This is a genomic window from Homoserinimonas sedimenticola (assembly GCF_026094475.1).
GTDB classification, from domain to species: Bacteria; Actinomycetota; Actinomycetes; order Actinomycetales; family Microbacteriaceae; genus Homoserinimonas; species Homoserinimonas sedimenticola.
In genome coordinates this window covers 1,981,777-2,000,223 of the sequence record NZ_JAPELL010000001.1, presented here as the reverse complement: position 1 = coordinate 2,000,223, position 18,447 = coordinate 1,981,777, and the positions used below count along the sequence as shown (strand labels likewise).

At 69.2% G+C, this 18,447-nt stretch carries 21 protein-coding genes; 9 read left to right on the top strand and 12 right to left on the bottom strand.

Annotation, left to right across the window (positions count from 1 at the left end):
• Window positions 1-189 precede the first annotated feature (189 nt).
• The 6 genes from guaA to OH146_RS09550 all read right to left on the bottom strand — a co-directional run bounded on the left by guaA (window position 190) and on the right by OH146_RS09550 (window position 7,055).
• Window positions 190-1,767: a glutamine-hydrolyzing GMP synthase gene (gene guaA, locus OH146_RS09575; protein WP_265159808.1), complete on the bottom strand. Its 1,578-nt coding sequence runs from the start codon at window positions 1,765-1,767 to the stop codon at window positions 190-192.
• The gene (locus OH146_RS09570; protein ID WP_265159806.1) at window positions 1,764-2,189 is read right to left on the bottom strand and encodes a DUF3817 domain-containing protein; all 426 of its coding nucleotides are present in this window, start codon (window positions 2,187-2,189) and stop codon (window positions 1,764-1,766) included. The genes guaA and OH146_RS09570 overlap by 4 nt, the downstream gene beginning before the upstream one ends.
• Before the next feature lie 9 nt (window positions 2,190-2,198).
• The gene (locus OH146_RS09565) at window positions 2,199-2,972 is read right to left on the bottom strand and encodes an SURF1 family cytochrome oxidase biogenesis protein (RefSeq protein ID WP_265160738.1); all 774 of its coding nucleotides are present in this window, start codon (window positions 2,970-2,972) and stop codon (window positions 2,199-2,201) included.
• 51 nt (window positions 2,973-3,023) lie between these two features.
• On the bottom strand, window positions 3,024-4,745 hold the full coding sequence (locus OH146_RS09560; protein ID WP_265159804.1) for a glycerol-3-phosphate dehydrogenase/oxidase: 1,722 nt from the start codon (window positions 4,743-4,745) through the stop codon (window positions 3,024-3,026).
• A gap of 107 nt (window positions 4,746-4,852) precedes the next feature.
• Window positions 4,853-5,974: a GuaB3 family IMP dehydrogenase-related protein gene (locus tag OH146_RS09555; protein ID WP_265159802.1), complete on the bottom strand. Its 1,122-nt coding sequence runs from the start codon at window positions 5,972-5,974 to the stop codon at window positions 4,853-4,855.
• 136 nt (window positions 5,975-6,110) lie between these two features.
• Window positions 6,111-7,055, bottom strand: a complete 945-nt coding sequence (locus OH146_RS09550; RefSeq protein ID WP_265159800.1) for a type IV toxin-antitoxin system AbiEi family antitoxin domain-containing protein — start codon at window positions 7,053-7,055, stop codon at window positions 6,111-6,113.
• 278 nt (window positions 7,056-7,333) lie between these two features.
• On the opposite strand from OH146_RS09550, the gene OH146_RS09545 reads away from it, so the two are divergent.
• From OH146_RS09545 to OH146_RS09530, 4 genes are read left to right on the top strand one after another with little or no spacing between them, the layout of a single operon-like run.
• Window positions 7,334-8,218 (top strand): ABC transporter ATP-binding protein, encoded by an 885-nt coding sequence (locus OH146_RS09545; RefSeq protein ID WP_265159798.1) that lies wholly within the window; start codon window positions 7,334-7,336, stop codon window positions 8,216-8,218.
• Window positions 8,215-9,054, top strand: a complete 840-nt coding sequence (locus tag OH146_RS09540; protein WP_265159796.1) for an ABC transporter permease — start codon at window positions 8,215-8,217, stop codon at window positions 9,052-9,054. Before OH146_RS09545 ends, OH146_RS09540 begins: the two co-directional genes overlap by 4 nt.
• A complete protein-coding gene (locus OH146_RS09535) occupies window positions 9,055-10,227 on the top strand; it encodes a sensor histidine kinase (RefSeq protein WP_265159795.1) in 1,173 nt (390 codons plus the stop codon).
• Window positions 10,224-10,844: a response regulator gene (locus tag OH146_RS09530; RefSeq protein WP_265159793.1), complete on the top strand. Its 621-nt coding sequence runs from the start codon at window positions 10,224-10,226 to the stop codon at window positions 10,842-10,844. The genes OH146_RS09535 and OH146_RS09530 overlap by 4 nt, the downstream gene beginning before the upstream one ends.
• 198 nt (window positions 10,845-11,042) lie before the next feature.
• On the opposite strand, the gene OH146_RS09525 is transcribed toward OH146_RS09530, so the two are convergent.
• The 5 genes from OH146_RS09525 to OH146_RS09505 form a co-directional block, all read right to left on the bottom strand.
• The gene (locus OH146_RS09525; RefSeq protein WP_265159791.1) at window positions 11,043-12,143 is read right to left on the bottom strand and encodes a UDP-N-acetylmuramate dehydrogenase; all 1,101 of its coding nucleotides are present in this window, start codon (window positions 12,141-12,143) and stop codon (window positions 11,043-11,045) included.
• A complete protein-coding gene (locus tag OH146_RS09520) occupies window positions 12,140-12,547 on the bottom strand; it encodes a MaoC family dehydratase (protein WP_265159789.1) in 408 nt (135 codons plus the stop codon). Before OH146_RS09520 ends, OH146_RS09525 begins: the two co-directional genes overlap by 4 nt.
• A complete protein-coding gene (locus OH146_RS09515; protein ID WP_265159786.1) occupies window positions 12,547-12,993 on the bottom strand; it encodes a MaoC family dehydratase N-terminal domain-containing protein in 447 nt (148 codons plus the stop codon). The genes OH146_RS09520 and OH146_RS09515 overlap by 1 nt, the downstream gene beginning before the upstream one ends.
• Window positions 12,994-13,414: 421 nt before the next feature.
• The gene (locus OH146_RS09510) at window positions 13,415-13,507 is read right to left on the bottom strand and encodes a ribonucleotide-diphosphate reductase subunit beta (RefSeq protein ID WP_240792240.1); all 93 of its coding nucleotides are present in this window, start codon (window positions 13,505-13,507) and stop codon (window positions 13,415-13,417) included.
• 200 nt (window positions 13,508-13,707) lie between these two features.
• Window positions 13,708-14,286: a CGNR zinc finger domain-containing protein gene (locus OH146_RS09505; protein ID WP_265159781.1), complete on the bottom strand. Its 579-nt coding sequence runs from the start codon at window positions 14,284-14,286 to the stop codon at window positions 13,708-13,710.
• A gap of 83 nt (window positions 14,287-14,369) precedes the next feature.
• Here OH146_RS09505 and OH146_RS09500 point away from each other — a divergent pair, with 83 nt between their 5' ends.
• On the top strand, window positions 14,370-15,014 hold the full coding sequence (locus tag OH146_RS09500; RefSeq protein ID WP_265159779.1) for an SDR family oxidoreductase: 645 nt from the start codon (window positions 14,370-14,372) through the stop codon (window positions 15,012-15,014).
• 7 nt (window positions 15,015-15,021) lie between these two features.
• On the opposite strand, the gene OH146_RS09495 is transcribed toward OH146_RS09500, so the two are convergent.
• Window positions 15,022-15,753 carry a flavodoxin family protein gene (locus tag OH146_RS09495; RefSeq protein WP_265159776.1) on the bottom strand — a complete coding sequence of 244 codons (732 nt, stop codon included), beginning with the start codon at window positions 15,751-15,753 and terminating at the stop codon, window positions 15,022-15,024.
• 120 nt (window positions 15,754-15,873) lie between these two features.
• On the opposite strand from OH146_RS09495, the gene OH146_RS09490 reads away from it, so the two are divergent.
• From OH146_RS09490 to OH146_RS09475, 4 genes are read left to right on the top strand one after another with little or no spacing between them, the layout of a single operon-like run.
• Window positions 15,874-16,176 carry a DUF427 domain-containing protein gene (locus tag OH146_RS09490; protein ID WP_265159774.1) on the top strand — a complete coding sequence of 101 codons (303 nt, stop codon included), beginning with the start codon at window positions 15,874-15,876 and terminating at the stop codon, window positions 16,174-16,176.
• 10 nt (window positions 16,177-16,186) lie between these two features.
• Window positions 16,187-17,038, top strand: a complete 852-nt coding sequence (locus tag OH146_RS09485) for an ABC transporter ATP-binding protein (RefSeq protein ID WP_265159772.1) — start codon at window positions 16,187-16,189, stop codon at window positions 17,036-17,038.
• The gene (locus tag OH146_RS09480; protein WP_265159770.1) at window positions 17,035-17,685 is read left to right on the top strand and encodes an ABC transporter permease; all 651 of its coding nucleotides are present in this window, start codon (window positions 17,035-17,037) and stop codon (window positions 17,683-17,685) included. The genes OH146_RS09485 and OH146_RS09480 overlap by 4 nt, the downstream gene beginning before the upstream one ends.
• Window positions 17,682-18,419: an ABC transporter permease gene (locus tag OH146_RS09475; RefSeq protein ID WP_265159768.1), complete on the top strand. Its 738-nt coding sequence runs from the start codon at window positions 17,682-17,684 to the stop codon at window positions 18,417-18,419. Before OH146_RS09480 ends, OH146_RS09475 begins: the two co-directional genes overlap by 4 nt.
• Window positions 18,420-18,447 lie beyond the last annotated feature (28 nt).

Here is an 18,447-nt window from a genome sequence, read left to right as displayed (position 1 = left end):
GGTCGCCCTGCAGGCTTGTACCCCAGCGGCGACCGAGAGTCTCAGCACGCGCACCTCGGCCGGGACGGCCTCGGAATGATCGCGCGCAGAGGCCAGAAATGCCCTCTGCCCCATAGAGCGCACCTCGGCCGAGACGGCCTCGGAGTGAACCTGCGCGAAGGCCAGAAATGGCCTCTGCTTACAGCGCAGTCATTCCCACTCGATCGTGCCCGGGGGCTTGGACGTGACATCCAGCACGACGCGGTTGACGTCCTTCACCTCGTTCGTGATGCGGTTGGAGATGCGGGCGAGCACGTCGTAGGGCAGTCGCGTCCAGTCCGCCGTCATGGCGTCCTCGCTCGAGACGGGGCGCAGCACGATCGGATGCCCGTAGGTGCGCCCATCCCCCTGCACGCCCACCGAGCGCACATCGGCCAGGAGCACGACGGGGCACTGCCAGATCTCGCTGTCGAGACCGGCCAGCGTCAGCTCGGCGCGGGCGATCGCATCCGCCTTCCGCAGGATCTCGAGACGCTCGCGCGTGACCTCGCCGACGATGCGGATACCGAGGCCCGGCCCGGGGAACGGCTGGCGGCCCACAATGACCTCGGGCAGGCCCAGCTCGCGGCCGATCATCCGCACCTCGTCCTTGAAGAGGGCGCGCAGGGGTTCGACCAGCTCGAAGGTGAGGTCCTCCGGCAGGCCGCCGACGTTGTGGTGGCTCTTGATGTTGGCGGTGCCGGAGCCGCCGCCCGACTCGACGACATCAGGGTAGAGGGTGCCCTGCACGAGGAAGCGGATGGGGTCGCCGTCCTCCTCCATCGACTCGGCGACAAGCTGCGCCTGCGCCTGCTCGAAGGTACGGATGAACTCACGCCCGATGATCTTGCGCTTCTGCTCGGGGTCGCTCACTCCGGCGAGGGCGTCGAGGAACTGGTCCTGCGCGTCGACCGTGATGAGGCGCACACCCGTCGCCTTGACGTAATCCTCCTCGACCTGGCGGCGCTCATCCTGTCGCAGCAGGCCGTGGTCGACGAAGACACACGTGAGCTGGTCTCCCACCGCCTCGTGCACGAGGGCCGCGGCGACCGCCGAGTCGACGCCGCCGGAGAGGCCGCAGATGACCTTGCCCTTGCCGATCTGCTGGCGGATGCGCTCCACCTGCTCATGGATGACGTTGCCCGTGTTCCAGTCGTTCGCGATGCCCGCGGCACGGTGCAGGAAGTTCTCGAGCACACCCTGGCCGTACTGTGAATGACGGACCTCAGGATGCCACTGCACCCCGTAGAGCTTGCGCTCGTCGTCCGCGAACGCGGCGACCGGAGTCGCGACCGTCGAGGCGAGCACGCGGAAACCCTCGGGGGCCTTCGCGACGCTGTCGCCATGCGACATCCATGCCGTCTGCGTCTCCGGCTGGCCGTCGAGCAGCACGCCGCCGCCATCGACGACATTGACCTCGGTCGAGCCGTACTCGCGCTGGCCCGTGTGGGCGACCTCGCCGCCCAGCTGCTTCGCCATGACCTGGAAGCCGTAGCAGATGCCGAAGACGGGGACGCCGAGCTCGAGGATGCCCTCGTCGAGACGGGGAGCGCCCGGCTCGTACACGCTCGAGGGGCCGCCACTCAGCACAATGCCGACGGGGCCCTTCGCGGCGATCTCCTCCGCCGTGATCGTGTGCGGCACGATCTCCGAGTAGACACCCGCCTCGCGCACGCGGCGCGCGATCAGCTGGGCGTACTGCGCGCCGAAGTCGACGACGAGGACGGGCTTCTGCTCGGTCTCGCTCACGCGGGCACCTCCTGGGATTCGACCTCGGCGAGCCGATGCTCGACGAAGCGGGGAACAGTCTGCTCGAAGTAGAACGAGAGGAACGGGATCACGCCGCCCAGCGCGATGAAGAGGAAGCGCGTGAACGAGAAGCGCAGGAGGCGCCACAGCACGAAATCGCACGCAAGGTAGAGCACATAGAACCAGCCGTGCATCACGAGAATGATGGTTGACACGTTGATGCCCGTGACATCCTCTTTCGGTGTCAAGGCCAGGAAGCCCTCGGGGCCGCCCAGCTCGATGTCACCGTTCAGGCCGTAGCGCGTGACCATCATCACGACGAGCGCGATGAGGAAGAACCCGGTGATGTACGACGAGACCTTGTAGACGGTGAGGGTCTTGCGGATGCGGGGAACGTCAGCGGGGCGCGGGCCGAGGGGCATGGGCCAAGTTTACCGGCCAGGCTCCTGTGCGCTGACGCGGGCCTCATGCTCCTCCGCCTCCCATGCGTCCTTCACAAGTCGCCACCAGAGGAAGATCGCGAAGCCCGCGAAGATCACCCACTCTGCCGCGTAGAAAAGGTTGAGCCAGTTGATCTCCTGCGGCGCGGGAGGCGGCGGAGCGTCGATCGCGGTGAGGCCCGCGATCGGCTCCTCCGCGACGACATAACCGCCGTAGGTGCCTCTGTCGTCCAGCGTTGACCAGAGGTTGACGAGGGTCGCGGGCGCGAGGGAGTTCAGTTCCCCCGCCTCGAAATCGGTCTCCTGGGGGGCCTCCCCCATCAGATAGCGCCCGTCGATCTGCACGGGGCCATGATCGGCGGATGCTGCCGCCTCAAGTTCGGCTGCGGCATCCGCCACCGCGTCCCGCTCGGCGGACCACCCGAGCGCCACGGCGAGCCCCGCCCCGTCGACCGTGGTGAGGTGTCCCACGAGCCAGAAACCCGGCTCGCCCTCGTGCAGCCGCCCGCTCAGGATGACTGCATCGCCGGGCACCCACGTGCCGGCCACCGACACGAGTTGCCCGTCGTGCGCGGCCGCGACGGGGATCTGCGGTTCGGCCAACTCGTCAAGCGGCACCCGCGTCTCGGTGACCCGGGTCACGATCTCGCCCGACGCGACGCTGCGCTCCAGCTGCCACTGGCCGAGGGCCGCGAAGGCCGCGGCGATGCCGAGCGCGAGCACAAGCGCGGCGATCCAGCGCGGCCGACGCGCCACCGACCACATGCTGCTCACGCCCCCAGCCTATCCGGGGGTGGCTGTGGGCTTCCGTCGCCGCTAGGCCGTGATGTCGGGGGCTTCCAGCCGCACGCGGTCGGCGGATGCGTCATCCGGTTGTTGCTGGCTGGCACGCTCCGCCTCGACCCGGCGCAGGTAGTGCTGCACCTCCCGCTCGACCCGCTCCTCGCTCCAGCCGTGCACTCGGGCCATCAGCCGAGCGGCGACGGGTGCCGCCGACACGCCCCGATCCCACGCCTCGATCGAGATGCGCGTGCGGCGGGCGAGCACATCGTCCAGGTGCAGGGCGCCCTCGTGGGACGCGGCATAGACGACCTCCGCCTCAAGGTAGTCGTCAGCACCGGGCAGCGGGGTGTTCAGGGTCGGGTCCTCGCGCATGAGGTCGAGCAGCTCATCCGTCAGGGTTCCGTAGCGGTTGAGTAGGTGCTCCACCCGCACCTTGTGCACCCCGAAGGCGCGGGCGATCTTGGCGCGCTTGTTCCACGCGGCCTGGTACCCCTCGGCTCCGAGCAACGCGATGTCCTCCGTCGTGCTGCGCGGCACCTTGCCGTCGAGAGCGGCGGATGCGGCATCCACCGCGTCTTTCGCCATGACCCGGTAGGTCGTCCACTTGCCGCCGGCCACGACCACGAGCCCCGGCACGGTGTGGGTCACGATGTGCTCCCGTGAGAGTTTCGACGTCTCATCAGACTCGCCCGCCAGTAGCGGTCGCAGCCCCGCGAAGACGCCCTCGACATCGTCGCGCGTGAGCGGCACCGCGAGCACCCGGTTGACCTGCGCCAACAGGTAGTCGATGTCCGCGGCGGTCGCGGCGGGGTGCGCCTTGTCGAGGTCCCACTTGGTGTCGGTCGTGCCGATGAGCCAGTGGCGACCCCACGGGATCACGAAGAGCACGCTCTTCTCGGTGCGGAGCAGCAGGCCCACCTTCGACTGGAAGCGGTCGCGCGGCACGACCAGGTGGATGCCCTTCGACGCGCGCACCTTGAAAGTGCCGCGCTCCCCCACCATGCGCTGCGTGTCATCCGTCCAGACGCCCGTCGCGTTGATGACCTGGCGGGCGCGGATCTCGAAGGTCTCATCGGTGAGCAAATCGCGCGCCGTCACGCCGACGACCCGCTGACCCACCTTGAGAAAACCCTCGACCCGCACCCGACTCGCGACCTTCGCCCCGTAGAACGAGGCCGTGCGGGCGAGCGTCGACACATAGCGGGCGTCGTCGACCTGTGCGTCGTAGTAGGTGATGCCGCCCGCGAAGGCGCTCCTTTTGAGACTGGGGATTCCGCGCAGCACCTGCCGTCGCGTGTGGTGACGATGGTGGGGCACGCCGGGCGGGTGGTCGCCCGTTCGCGCGAACAGGTCGTAGAGCAGCATCCCGGCGCCGACATAGAAGCGTTCGACGATGTTGCGCACGGGATAGAGGAAGCGCACGGGCTTGACGAGGTGGGGCGCGATGCGCTGCAGCAGCAGGCCGCGCTCGACGAGTGCCTCGCGCACGAGCCTGAAGTCGAGCTGCTCCAGGTAGCGGATGCCGCCATGCACAAGCTTCGACGACCGGCTCGAGGTGCCCGAGCCCCAGTCCCGTGCCTCCACCATGCCGACGCTGAGACCGCGCGTGACGGCGTCGAGCGCGCAGCCCGTGCCGACGATCCCGCCGCCGATGACGAGCACGTCGAGCTCCTTCGTGCGAAGGGCCTCGATCGCTGCCGCCCGCTCCTCCGGGCCCAGCTTGGACGAATGCGTCACGGTCTTGCGTGCTGCCACGATCCCTCGCTCTCTCGTGATGCCGATGCTAGCCCGGGCGGGAGAACGGAGGCTGGGTTTTGACAGGCCCGACCAGCGCGGGAATCGGCAGGCTGAACCGGCGCGGGCTAGTGCGGCACGTAGGGTGCGACGACCACGTCGACGCGCTGGAACTCCTTCAGGTCGGAGTAGCCCGTCGTCGCCATCGAACGCTTGAGCGCCCCCACGAGGTTCGACTTGCCGTCCGCCGTCTCGGAGGGACCGAAGAGCACCTGCTCGAGCGGGCCGACCTGGCCAACCTCGACGCGGTGGCCGCGCGGCAACTCGGGGTGGTGCGACTCGGCACCCCAGTGGTACCCGCCGCCCGGAACATCCGTCGCCCTCGCCAGCGTCGTACCGAGCATGACGGCGTCGGCGCCCATCGCAATCGCCTTGGCGATGTCGCCGCTCGTGCCGAGGCCGCCGTCGGCGATGACGTGCACGTAGCGGCCGCCCGACTCGTCCATGTAGTCGCGACGGGCGCCCGCGACATCCGCGACCGCCGTCGCCATGGGGGCGTGAATGCCGAGGCTCGCCCGCGTGGTCGAGGCTGCGCCGCCGCCGAAGCCGACCAGCACACCGGCCGCGCCCGTGCGCATGAGGTGCAGGGCGGGGGTGTAGCCGGCCGCGCCGCCCACGATGACGGGAACATCGAGCTCGTAGATGAACTTCTTGAGGTTGAGGGGCTCTTGATTCTGGGAGACGTGCTCGGCGCTCACGGTCGTGCCGCGGATGACGAAGAGGTCAACGCCCGCCGCCACGACCGTCTTGTAGAGCTGCTGAGTGCGCTGCGGGGAAAGGGATGCCGCAACGACGACGCCGGCCGCGCGGATCTCGGCGATGCGGGCCGTCACCAACTCGGGCTTGATCGGCTCGGCGTAGATCTGCTGCATGCGCCGCGTCGCCTCAGCGGCGGGCAGGGTGCGGATCTCCTCAAGCAGTGGCTCGGGGTGCTCGTAGCGGGTCCACACCCCCTCGAGGTCGAGCACGCCGACACCACCGAGCTGGCCCATCCGGATGGCGGTCGCCGGCGAGACGACCGAGTCCATGGGGGCCGCGAGGAAGGGGATGTCGAAGGTGAACGCGTCGATCGTCCAGTTGACCGAGACATCCTTGGGGTCGCGGGTGCGCCGATTCGGCACGATCGCGATGTCGTCGAACGCGTACACGCGGCGTGACCGCTTGGCGCGGCCGATCTCTATTTCCTGCACCCGCACAGCCTAGCGGTGGCCTCTGACGGCGGCCCAGCCTGCTGTGTGCCCCCGGGCCGTGCTCCCCGCGCCCGAAACACGCTCGACGCCCCCAACGTTTGCGTAGCGGGGAAGCAGTTTTGGCCGCGGGGAGCGTTCACCGTCGGCGGATGGCGCGGAGCCCCGTGTCTCGGAGAAGCACGTCGAGCTCCCGGGGGTTGCGTACCTCGCGCCAGATGATCCGGGCGACGGCGGTGACCCCTGGCATCCGCCGCAATCTATCCTCGCGCTTCTTCTCGGCGACCACGACGGCACCGGGATCCCTGCCGCCGCTGTCGCGCAGATACTTGCCCACCCCGTCGAACTCACCGATGACGCCCTCGTCTGGCCAGTGGTAGTCGGTGAACATCTCTCCCTGCGCGTCGACAAAGCGGGCTTGGAGCACGGGTGTGGGAAAGCCGAGCTCGTGACTGACCGCCCGACCCATCGACTCCCCGAAGGAGTCAGAGAGGTGCGTACCGAAGTCGAGAACGGCGTTGCTGTGTCGAACTCCATAGCGGATGCCGCTCCGCTCGAGTTCACGTCGCACCTCCTCCTGGGTCACGCGATGGGGGTTGCGACGCCACAGAGCCCAGTCGAGGCATCCGACCGCTTCGGCGAAGGAAGACAGTCGCACAACGTCGACGGCGGTGCGAGCGAGCGAGGTCACGAGCAGGCCCTCCCGCTCCTCGACGGGCGGAACACTACCCGTGAGCGGGTGGCGTCGCACACCGTTCCTCGACCGGCCGCCAGATGCCGGCTCCGAGAGAACGTGTACCTCTCGGGGAAAGCCGTCGAGGCTCGGCATGCCCCAAAGGGCCGCCGCCGAGGGCCCACAGAAAACGAGTGGTGCTTCCGCAGCCGCTGCCACAGCTCGCATGCGCAGCACGTGCCGCTCGCGATCGCTCATCGCCGCCCACTCCGACACGTCGCAGTAGGCACCGCGCCGGAGTCGAACCAGTTCGCCGCGGTGCGCCGCGCGGATGAGCTGATCGTCGGGGCGACCTGCGCGGCGGAGGTCCGTGCTGAGGATGAGTGACTCGGAGCCGACCAGTGGAGACATGATCCTCAGCCTGCCGCCGCATCCCGTGACGGATGCCGCGACTTCTCGTGATTGTGGGCATCTGGTGCACGCGGCGGCCTGGGCAGGAGCCGATGCTGCTCGCCGCGCCCGATACCGTCTCCCCGCGCCGGTTGTTTCGGTGGCGGGGACCAGGGATCGGGCGCGGCGAGCGGCAGCGGGGGCGGGAGGCGGCGCGGCACGCATCCACCGACCGGTGGAGGGCCGAATCATCCGGTGCACGGCTGCCGCGACGGATGCCGCATCGCCAGCATTGAGGCATGACAACCACTGACGACCTCGCCGTGAGCGTGCGGGGCCTGCGCAAACAGTACGGCGAGTTCACCGCCGTCGACGGCGTGGACTTCGAGATTGCCCGCGGCGAGACCTTCGCCCTGCTCGGCCCCAACGGGGCGGGCAAGTCGACCACGATCGAGATCCTCGAGGGATACCGCGATCGCAGCGGCGGCGAGGTTCGCGTGCTCGGGGTCGACCCGCAGCGCGGCAACCTCGCCTGGAAGGCCCGGCTCGGCATCGTGCTGCAGGACTCGGGTGAGAGCGGCAACGTGACCGTCCGCGAGCAGCTGACGCACTTCGCCGCCTTCTACCCGAACCCGCGCCCCATCGACGAACTCATCGCGGCGGTCGGGTTGGAAGCGAAGGCAGGCACGCTCATCCGCAAGCTGTCGGGCGGCCAGCGGCGCCGCGTCGACGTCGCACTCGGCATGGTGGGCCGCCCCGAGCTCCTCTTCCTCGACGAACCCACGACCGGCTTCGACCCGCAGGCGCGGCGCCAGTTCTGGGAGGTCATTCGCGGTCTCAAGAGCGAGGGCACGAGCATCCTGCTCACGACCCACTACCTCGACGAGGCGGCGCAGCTGAGCGACCGCGTCGGCATCATCGCGGGCGGCCGGCTGGTCGACATCGGCACGGTCGACGAGGTCGGTGGCGCGGATGCCCGTGTCCCTGTCGTCCGCTGGCGCGAGCACGGCGTGGCCCGCGAGCAGCGCACGACAGAACCCGCCCGTCTCGTCGCGGAACTCTCCGCGCGACTGGGCGAGCCGGAGGGGCTCGAGGTGATCCGCCCGAGCCTGGAGGACATCTACCTGCGGCTGATCGGCGCACAGGACGCCGCCCCGAGCGAAGAGAAGGAGCTCACAGCATGAGCACGATCGCGATTCCCGCCCTCCCCGCCGGCCGCACCCTGACCCTCGGCATCCGCCGGATCGGCTACGAGGTCAAGGCGTACTTCCGCCAGGGCGACGCCGTGTTCTTCGGCTTCCTGTTCCCCATCGTCATGCTGACGATCTTCTCGGTCGCGTTCAGCGAGGGCGACTTCGGGACGACAGCGGACGGCACTGTCGTGACGGCCGCCGACTACTACCTGCCGGCGATGCTCGCGGCGGGCGTGCTTCTGAGCGGCCTGCAGAACATGGCGCTCGACATCGCGGCGGAGAAGGGCGACGGCACACTCAAACGTCTCGCGGGGTCTCCCCTCCCCGTCATCAGCTACTTCATCGGCAAGATCGGGCAGGTGCTCGTCTCCGGTGTCGTGCAGGCGGCGCTCCTCCTCACGCTCGCCGCACTCGCCTTCCGGGTCGAGCTGCCGAGTGACCCGGATCGCTGGGCGACCTTCGCGTGGGTGTTCCTGCTCGGCATCGCGACAAGCGCGATCCTCGGCATCGGCCTGAGCAGCATCCCGCGCAGCGCCAAGAGCGCCAACGCGGTCATCATCCCCATCGTGCTCGTGCTGCAGTTCATCTCGGGCGTGTACCTGCAGTTCTCGGCGCTGCCCGAGTGGCTGCAGAACGTGGCATCCGTCTTCCCCCTGAAATGGATGGCGCAGGGCATGCGGGCGGCGTTCCTGCCCGAGGAGTACCGGATGCTCGAGGCCGGCGAGGTCTGGAACCTCGGCGGCGTCGCGATCGCCCTCATCGTCTGGCTCGTCGTCGGACTCGTGCTCGCGCGTGTCACCTTCCGCTGGATCCGCAAGGATGGCTGAATGACGATCAATCGGTGGTGGCACGCGGCGATCGCGACAGCGCTCGCCGCGTGCTCCGCCTTGGTCGTGTGGAGCGCGGATGCCGCGGCCGACGTCACCCTCGGGCTCGGCGCCGTCGCGCTCTTCGCCGCCAGCTGGCTGCTGCTCGCCCCTCGCGCAGTCGAGGGCAACCTCGCCTCGCGCTGGCTCAGGGTGGCCCTCGTCGCGACGACCCTGCTCGGCTGCATCGCGGACCCGAACTTCGCCTTCTTCCAGTGCTTCGCACATCCGCTCGCCTGGGTGCTCTCGTCGTCAAAGGCCCGCGGCGTCGCCTGGAGCTCCGCGGTGGCCATCGCGGTCGGCGCGGGCTTCATCATCGGCGGGCCCTTCTCCGGCCAGTGGATCGGCTCGAGTCTGCTCACAGCCGCCCTCTCCCTCGCCTTCAGCATCGCTTTCGGACTGTGGATCTCGCACATCGCCGAGCTCGGCGAGGAACGGCAGCGCCTCCTTGACGAACTGCGCGCGACCCAGGAGGAGCTCGTGGCCGTCAGCCGGGAGGCGGGCATCGCGGCCGAGCGGGAACGTCTCGCCCGCGACATCCACGACACCGTCGCTCAGGACCTCACGGGGCTCGTCATGCTCGCCGAGCAGGCCAGGCGCACGACGGATGCCGCGGCTCGCGACGCCCTGCTGGCCCAGGTTGCCGACGGCGCCCGCAACGCGCTCGAGGAGACGCGGGCCCTCGTCGCGGCGAGCGCCCCCGCGTCCCTCGACGCGGGGCTGGCCGCGGCGATCGAGCGCGTCGCCGCGCGGTTTAGCCGGGACACGGGCATTGCCGTCACGGTGCAGGCGGATGCTGCGGCATCCGTTGACCGCGATGCCGAGGTCGTGCTGCTGCGGTGCACGCAGGAGGCGCTCACGAACATCCGCCGTCACTCCGGTGCGTCGTCGGCCCACGTCGAGCTTGAGGGCGCGACGCTGCGCATCCGCGACGACGGCCACGGCTTCGACCCGGCGAGCCCCACGGCGGGCGTCGGCCTCGCCGGCATGCGCGACCGGGCGAGGCTCGCGGGCGGCAGTCTCACCGTCAAGAGCGACGAGTCGGGCACCGTCGTCACCGTCACCCTGCCCGCGCTCACGCCGCCGGCACTCACCCTGCCCACCGTGAGCCCAGCCAAGGAGCCGACAGCATGAGCATCCGCATCCTGGTCGCCGACGACCACCAGATCGTGCGCGGCGGCATCGTCGCCCTGCTGGGCACCGCCGACGACATCGAGGTGGTGGGCGAGGCCGCGACGGGACTTGAGGCGGTCGACCGCACGCTCGAACTGCGGCCCGACCTCGTGCTCATGGACCTGCGGATGCCCGGCCTCGACGGCGACGAGGCGACCGCGCGCATCCTCGCTGCCGCGCCCGAGGTGCGCGTACTCGTGCTGACCACCTACGAGAGTGACGACACGATTCTGCGCGCGATCGAGGCCGGCGCGAGCGGCTATCTGCTCAAAGCGGCGCCGCAGGAGGAGATCCTCGCGGGAATCCGGGCTGTCATGCGGGGCGAGGTCGCGCTCGCGCCCTCCGTCGCGGCCGCCCTCGTCAAGGGCATGAGGCGAGCGGATGCCCCGACCCTGAGCCCTCGCGAGACCGAGGTGCTGCGGCTCGTGGCCGAGGGCCTCAGCAACCCCGCGATCGCGCAGCGCCTGTACCTCGGCGAGGCGACCGTCAAGACGCACCTGCTGCACGCCTTCGAGAAGCTCGAGGTGAACGACCGCACGCGCGCCGTGACGAAGGCGATGGAGCTCGGGCTGCTGTAGCCGCTGCGCGGGTTTCGATACGCTCGCTACTCCACCGGCGGGAGAGCTCCCCGCGCCCAAAACACGCTCGCCGCGCCCAAAACTTCGGGCGCGCCGAGCCTGTTTTGGGCGCAGCGAGCGGGGCACGGCGCGCGGCGAGCGGGGCACGGCGCGCGGCGAGCAGCCCGCGGCGCACGAGGCGCGCGACGAGCGCCCGCGCTAGAGCTCGAGGCCGACTAACACCGGCTCCGGCTGCAGCACCACGCCGAACTCGGCGAGCACGCGCGTCTGCACGAAGCGCGCGAGTTCCGCGATCTCCTCCGCGCGCGCTCCGCCCGTGTTAACGATCGCGAGCGTGTGCTTGCTCGAGATCGCCGCGCGTGAACCCGGCAGGGAGAAGCCACGACGGATGCCCGCCCGCTCGATCAGCCACGCCGCGCTCAGTTTCACCCGAGACTCGGCGGGTCCCGCGGGCGGGAGTCCATCGAGGAGCTGAGCCTGCTCGAGCGGCACGATCGTGTCTTCGGGTTCCGGGTCGAGACTCCAGCGTGGGGCATCCGCAGGCAGTGACGCCGCAAAGCCGCCGGTCACGATCGGGTTGGTGAAGAAGGAGCCCGTGCTGACCGAGTCGGGGTCACTGTCGGAGAGCACCATGCCCTTCGAGGCGCGGAGGCGCAGCACCGCCTCGCGCACCTCGCGGATCGGTCGGCGGTCCCCGAGCTCGGTACCGAGCGCCGACGCGAGTTGCGCGTAGCCGATGGGCTCGCTCAGCTCGCTGCGCTTCAGGCGCAGCTCGACCGCGAGCACAACCCCCTGCCTCCCCTTTTTCATGGCCGACATGCGGTAGCCGAGATCGAGCTCGGCAGCGAGGATGCTGCTGCGCTCGCCCGTGAGGTAGTCGAGGAAGTCGATGGAGACGAGCGTGTGCGAGAGTTCCGCGCCGTAGGCCCCGATGTTCTGAATGGGGGAGGCGCCGACGGAGCCGGGGATGCCCGCGAGCGCCTCGAGCCCCGCGAGTCCCGCCTCGACCGTGTGGGCGACGAGGGCGTCCCACGATTCACCCGCCTCGGCGCGGAGGACAACGGTGTCGTCCGCGGCATCCGTCTGCCTGATGCCCTTCGTGAGCACCCGCACGACCGTGCCGTCGAAGCCGTCGTCACCGACGAGCAGGTTGGAGCCTCCGCCGAGCACGAGCCACGGCTCGCCGGAGGACCACACGTCAAGCATCACGCCCGGCAGCGCCTCGGGGTCGGTGACCTCGATGAACTCCCTCGCCTCGCCGCCGACGCGCGTCGTCGTCAGTTCGGAGAACGCAGTCACCGCGGCAACGCCACCCTCACCTGTGCCTTGCCGAGCACCGTCTGCTCGCCGTGCTTGACGGTGAGGTCGATGCGCGCGCCCTCCTCGTCGACTGCACCGACGGTCGCGACGACCGAGATGACCGCACCGATCTCGGGATCGACGACGACGGGGCGGGTGAAGCGCACCTGGTAGTCGCGCACAAGGCCCGGGTCGCCCAACCACTCGACGACGGGCTGCACGGCCGTGCCCATCGTGAGCATGCCGTGAGCGAGCACACCGGGCAGGCCCACATTGCGGGCGACATCGTCTCGGTAGTGGATGGGGTTGAAGTCTCCGGATGCCCCGGCGTAGCGCACGAGGGAATCCCGCGTGAGCGGGTAGCTGGCCTGGGCGACGATCTGGCCGACCTCAAGAGCGGTCATCAGTCGTCTCCCCTCACCACGAGCGTCGAGATGGCAGTGACGACGTGCTCGCCCTCCGCGTCGACGATCGTGGATTCCGCCGTCACCATCGAGTTGCCGCCGAGTGACTTGACGCTCGTGACCGCGAGGGCCGCAGTCAGCTCGTCGCCCGCGACGATTGGGCGCGTGTAGGTGAAGCGCTGGTCGCCGTGCACGACCCGCGTGAAGTCGATGCCCGCGTCGGGCTCGGCGAGGAGCTGCGCGAGGGTCGCCTCCTGGATGACGACCGCGAAGGTCGGCGGGGCGACGACATCGCGGTAGCCGGCGGCGCGCGCGGCCTCGGGGTCGAGGTTGACGGGGTGGGTGGCGGAGACGGCGCGGGCGAACTCGCGCACCTTCTCTCGCCCGACGAGGTAGGGCTCGGTGGGGGCGAAGGCCCGGCCCTTGAGTTCGGGGTTCACAGTCACGCCCGCCAGTCTATGCACGGGGTGCGACGTGTTGCCCGTGGCATCCGCTGCACGCGCCGTGGGTCTGTCGCGGCATCCGCGTGGGTAGGCCGCGACATCCGCACTGGGTCGGCCGCGGCACCCGTGTTCACAACAGTGCGGTGTTTTCTGCTCAGCGCGCGGTTTCGGAACGCCGCGTTGAGCAGAAAACACCGCGCTGTTGTGACCAGTGGGGTTGGCGTCGCAGGATGCCCCGGCTCACCCCGCTCCGCGCGTGACGCGCCGCCCCGCGACTCGCCCTCACGCCACACCCCAGCCCCCGTGTCACGCGCCCGCCCCGCGCGTACCGCGCCCGCCCCCAACTCACGGCACCGCCCGAACGCACGAAACCCCGGCTCGCCATGAGCCGGGGTCTCGGGGGGACTGTGTCAGTCGCTGCTGCCTACTGGCAGGAGTCGCACTGCAGCAGGTCCATCGGGTCGACGGGAACGTCGTAACCACTCACGTTGTCGTTGTCCATGAGGACCTCCTTCAAAGCCTTCGAATATGGGATCCCAGTCGCTGAGTCTCTCATCGGCGCCTGCGGTGGGTTCCCACTATATAACCGGAATCACACGGATGTCATTCCCCTAGATGTTGTGTTTTCGGCGTGTCGCCCGCTTTTTTCCAAAGCTACAACGCGCCACCGACATCGCTGTGGAAAGCGCACGCACCAGCGCCAGCGAACGCAGCGCGTCAGTGAGCGGATGCTGCGGCCGAACGCCTCCGGTGGGCCCGCACCTTCGCGCGGTTGCCGCAGCGCTGCATCGAGCACCAGCGGCGGTTGTTGGCGCGTGACTCGTCGACGAAGACGTGGGAACAGTCCTCCGCCTCACACGAGCGGATGCGCTCCGAGCCGTGCAGGCTGAACTGCCGCACAGCGTCGCGCGCGATGCTCGAGAGCGCCTGCGACACCTTGATGCGGGTCGCGCCGGCGCGGCGGCGGCCTCCCGCGAGCGCGGGCGGCACGTCGGGCGTCGCGGCGAAGAGGTTGATGGTGTCGATGTCGTCGCGCCCCGCGGCATCCCCAGCACTGATCGCGGCAGCGACGCGGGCGATCGCCACGCGCAGCAGCACGGCGTCGCGCAGGTCGCGTTCCGTGACGGTCTTGTCGAGGTGCTCGAAGCGTTCCGCGACCCACTCGAGCAGGTCGGCGGGCGTCGCGAACTGCTCGCGCACGTCGACCCCCACGAGCGCGAAGTCGAGGCTCAGCGCGCCCGAGTCGAAGTGCCAGCGTGTGCCATCCGGGTTGGCCACCCACTGCCCTGTTGCCATGTAACCAACGTACCGGGTTACGGATGCTCGGCTCTCGTCCAGACATCGGTCATACGTTGGCCGCCCACGACGAAAGGAACAGTATGCGCATCGCGATCGTCGGCGGCCACGGCAAGGTCGCCCGCCTCCTCACCCCGCTCCTGATCAACGACGGGCACGGCGTCTCGTCGATCATTCGCAACCCGGAGCAGACGGCCGACATCGAGGAGCTCGGCGCGACGCCCGTCGTCACCGACATCGAACAGCTCGACGTCGCGGGCCTCGCCAACGCCTTCGACGGGCACGACGCAATCGTGTGGGCAGCGGGGGCCGGCGGGGGCAATCCGCCGCGCACCTACGCGGTCGACCGGGATGCCGCGATCCGCTCCTTCGAGGCCGCCGAGCGGGCGGGCGTGAACCGCTACGTCATGGTGTCGTACTTCGGCGCCGGCCCCGACCATGGGGTGCCCGAGGATGAGCCCTTCTTCGCCTACGCCGAGTCGAAGGCGCAGGCGGATGAGGCTCTGCGCTCAAGCGGGCTCGACTGGACGATCGTGCAGCCGAGTGGGCTGAGCGACGACGAGGGCACGGGGCGCATCGACGTCGGAGCGGACGAGGCGGACTCCGTCTCGCGGGAGGATGTCGCCACCGTGATCGCCGCAGTGCTTGCCGATCCGTCGACGGCGGGGCGCAGCATCCGCTTCAACCGGGGCGACACCCCGATCGGCGAGGCGATCCCCTCTGGGTGACTAGCGATCAGGGGTAGGCCTCGAAGCCGAAGCGCTCGCCCTTCTGCCAGGCGTTGCCGTCGTTGCCGTAGGACGGCAGACCTCCGGCGTCCTTGAACATCCTCGCCAGGTGGAGGAGGTTCCAGGTCATGAAGGTGACGTGCTGGTTCGTGAAGTCGGTCTTGGGACCTTCTGCTTCGGGGTCGAGATAGCTGGGCCCCGGTCCGACGGGCCCGATCCAGCCCGCCTCGGCCCCCGGCGGGATCGTGTAGCCGATGTGCTGCAGGCTGTAGAGCACGTGGCGCGCGACGTTTTTGACACCGTCCTCGTTGCCGGTGACGATCGCGCCGCCGACCTTGCCGTAGTAGATGTACTGGCCCTTGTCGTTGGTCATCGACCCCATGGCATAGAGGCGCTCGATGAGCTGCCGCCCGAGCGAGGAGATCTCCCCGAGCCAGATGGGGGTGCCCACCACGAGGATGTCGGCGGCCTGCACGCGCGGCCACAGGTCCTCTGGCCACGCATCCGTCGCGGCTCCGTGTTCGCGCATGTCGGGATAGACGCCCGTGGCTACGTCGTGGTCGGCGAAGCGCACGACGTCGAGCTGCACGCCCTGTTTGCGCATGATGTTGATGCTGCGATCCATGAGGCCCTGTGTGTGGCTCTGCTGGGGCGTGGGCTTGAGGGAGCAGTTGATGTATATCGCCCGCAGGTCGGTGTAGTCGGCCGGTGGCTTCTCGTAGTTCGTCTGGTCGCTCATGCGGCGGATGCTACGTCCGCCGGGTGTGAAGCGGGAGTGCATGCCCTCTCTTGCCCTCTGTGGAGTGTCGGAGGTCTGGACTAACGTGGAATCACAGGCCCAAGAACCCCGGAGGTTCCCATGAAGGCAGTACTCGACGGCACTGTGCTGGCGGAGGCGAAGGACTCCGAGCTGATCTCGATCGAGGGCAACTGGTACTTTCCCCCGTCGAGCCTCACGGGCGACTATTTGAGCGAGAGCCCGACCCCCTACACCTGCCCGTGGAAGGGCGAGTGCCAGTACTACACGGTGACGGTGGGCGGCATGGAGTTGAAGGACCGCGCTTTCAGTTACCCAGAGCCCTACCCGGGCGCCATCGAGAAGGTCGGCAGGGACTTCTCCGGGTATGTCGCGTTCTGGAAAGAGGTCGAGGTCGTCGAGTGACGGCCACCGCATGATCGAGTTCACCTCCGTCTCGAAGCGTTTCGGTGACGGCCCCCTCGTCATCGAGGACTTCTCCCTCGTGATCCCCGCCCACAAGACGACCGTGTTGGTGGGCTCTTCGGGGTGCGGCAAGACGACTCTGCTGCGCATGATCAACCGAATGGTGGATCCGAGTTCTGGCACGGTCGAGATTGACGGCACGAGCGTGCTCGAACGCGACCCGGTCGCCCTGCGCCGCAGCATCGGCTACGTGCTGCAGAGCGGCGGTCTACTCCCCCACCTGCGAGTCGTCGACAACGTCGCGACGGTGCCGCGCCTGAACGGGGTCTCCAGGGCGGATGCTCGTGCCCGCGCCCTCGAACTGCTCGACACGGTCGGGCTCGACCGCTCCCTCGCCTCCCGCTATCCGGCCCAGCTCTCGGGCGGCCAGCAGCAGCGCGTGGGAGTCGCCCGCGCGCTCGCCTCGGACCCCAACATCCTGCTGATGGATGAGCCCTTCGGCGCGGTCGACCCGATCGTGCGCGCGGAGCTGCAGCAGGAGACGATCCGGTTGCAGCGCGAGCTCGACAAGACGGTCGTCTTCGTCACCCACGACATCGACGAGGCCTTCCTGCTCGCCGACCAGGTGGTCATCCTGGAGAAGGGCGGGCGGATCGTGCAGAAGGGCAGCCCCAGCGAGATCATCGAGAACCCTGCGAACGACTTCGTCGCGAGTTTCATCGGTGTGGACCGCGGCGCCCGCGCCCTCACGATCAAGCAGACGCCTCACGGGCGCGTGCTGGTGGACGACGCAGGCCGCACTCAGGGCGTGCTCGTGGAGGAGTCCGCTCCGGCGCGTCGAAGCGAGGGATCTCTCCCGTGAACTGGGTGCTCGACAACCTGGATCTGATCGGGCGGCTCTCTCTCGAGCACCTGAGGCTGAGCATCACGCCCATCCTCGCGGGGCTCCTCATCGCAATCCCGCTCGGCTGGCTCGCGCACCGCTACAGGCTAGCGCGCGGCGCGTTGCTCACCTCGGCGGGCCTGCTCTACACGATTCCCTCGCTCGCCCTCTTCGTCATCATCCCGCCGATCCTCGGCATCAGCTATCTGAGCGAGCTCAACGTGACGATCGCGCTGACCCTCTTCGTGATCGCGATCATGGCGAGGTCGGTGGCGGATGCCCTCGACTCCGTCGATGGGAACGTGCGGCAGTCGGCGGTGGCGGTCGGGTACGGCGCCCTCCGCCGCTTCTTCACGGTCGACCTGCCCCTCGCGGGGCCCGTGATCCTCTCGGGCCTGCGTGTGGCGGCCGCCAGCACCGTGAGCCTCGTCACGGTGGGCATCCTGATCGGGGTCGAGAGCCTCGGCTACCTCTTCACGAACGGCTACCAGCGCCGCATCGTCGAGGAGATCTTCTCCGGCGTCGTGATGGTCATGCTCGTCGCGCTCCTGATCGACCTGGCGCTTGTCGCCCTCGGCCGCCTCGCGATGCCGTGGGCCCGGCGCCCGGGGAGGGCGGCCCGATGAATCTCTTCCTCGACGCACTCGCCTGGATTGTCGCCCCTGAACGCTTCGAGGGGTCGAGTTCGCTGTTCGTGCGACTCGGCGAGCACCTCTATTTCACGGCGTTCTCCGTGCTGATCGCCACCGTGATCGCCGTGCCGATCGGCTACCTCATCGGCCATACGGGCAGGGGGCGAGAGCTCGCTGTCGGGCTTTCAGGTGCCGCGCGCGCCCTCCCCTCCTTCGGGCTCATCCTCCTGCTCGTGCTCGTCATGGGCGTCACCAACAAGCCGGCGGCCGCCTTCACCGCCTTTGTCGTGCTCGCGATCCCGTCGATCCTCGCGGGAGCCTACGCCGGCTTCGAGGCGATCGAGCGTCGCACGATCAACGCGGCGCGCGCCGTCGGCATGACGGAGTGGCAGATCCTCTGGCGGGTCGAGGTTCCGCTGGGTCTTCCCCTCCTGATCGGCGGCATCCGTTCGGCAGCGTTGCAGGTGGTGGCGACCGCCACCCTGGCGGCCTACATCGGCCTCGGGGGGCTCGGCTACTACATCTTCCGCGGCCTGCCCCTGGGTCGCTACGACGAGATGCTCGGCGCCTCGATCCTCGTCGCCGTGCTCGCGATCGTCATCGACGCGGCTCTCGCCCTCTGCCAGCGTCTTTTCGTGCCGCGCGGTGTCGCCGCCGGCCGCACCCCCAGCCTCCGCACCGCGCCCGCTCGGCGCCGTGCGATGGTGGAGACCTCCACCGCCCCGTAACACCCGCACGTCCACGAGAACGAAGAGG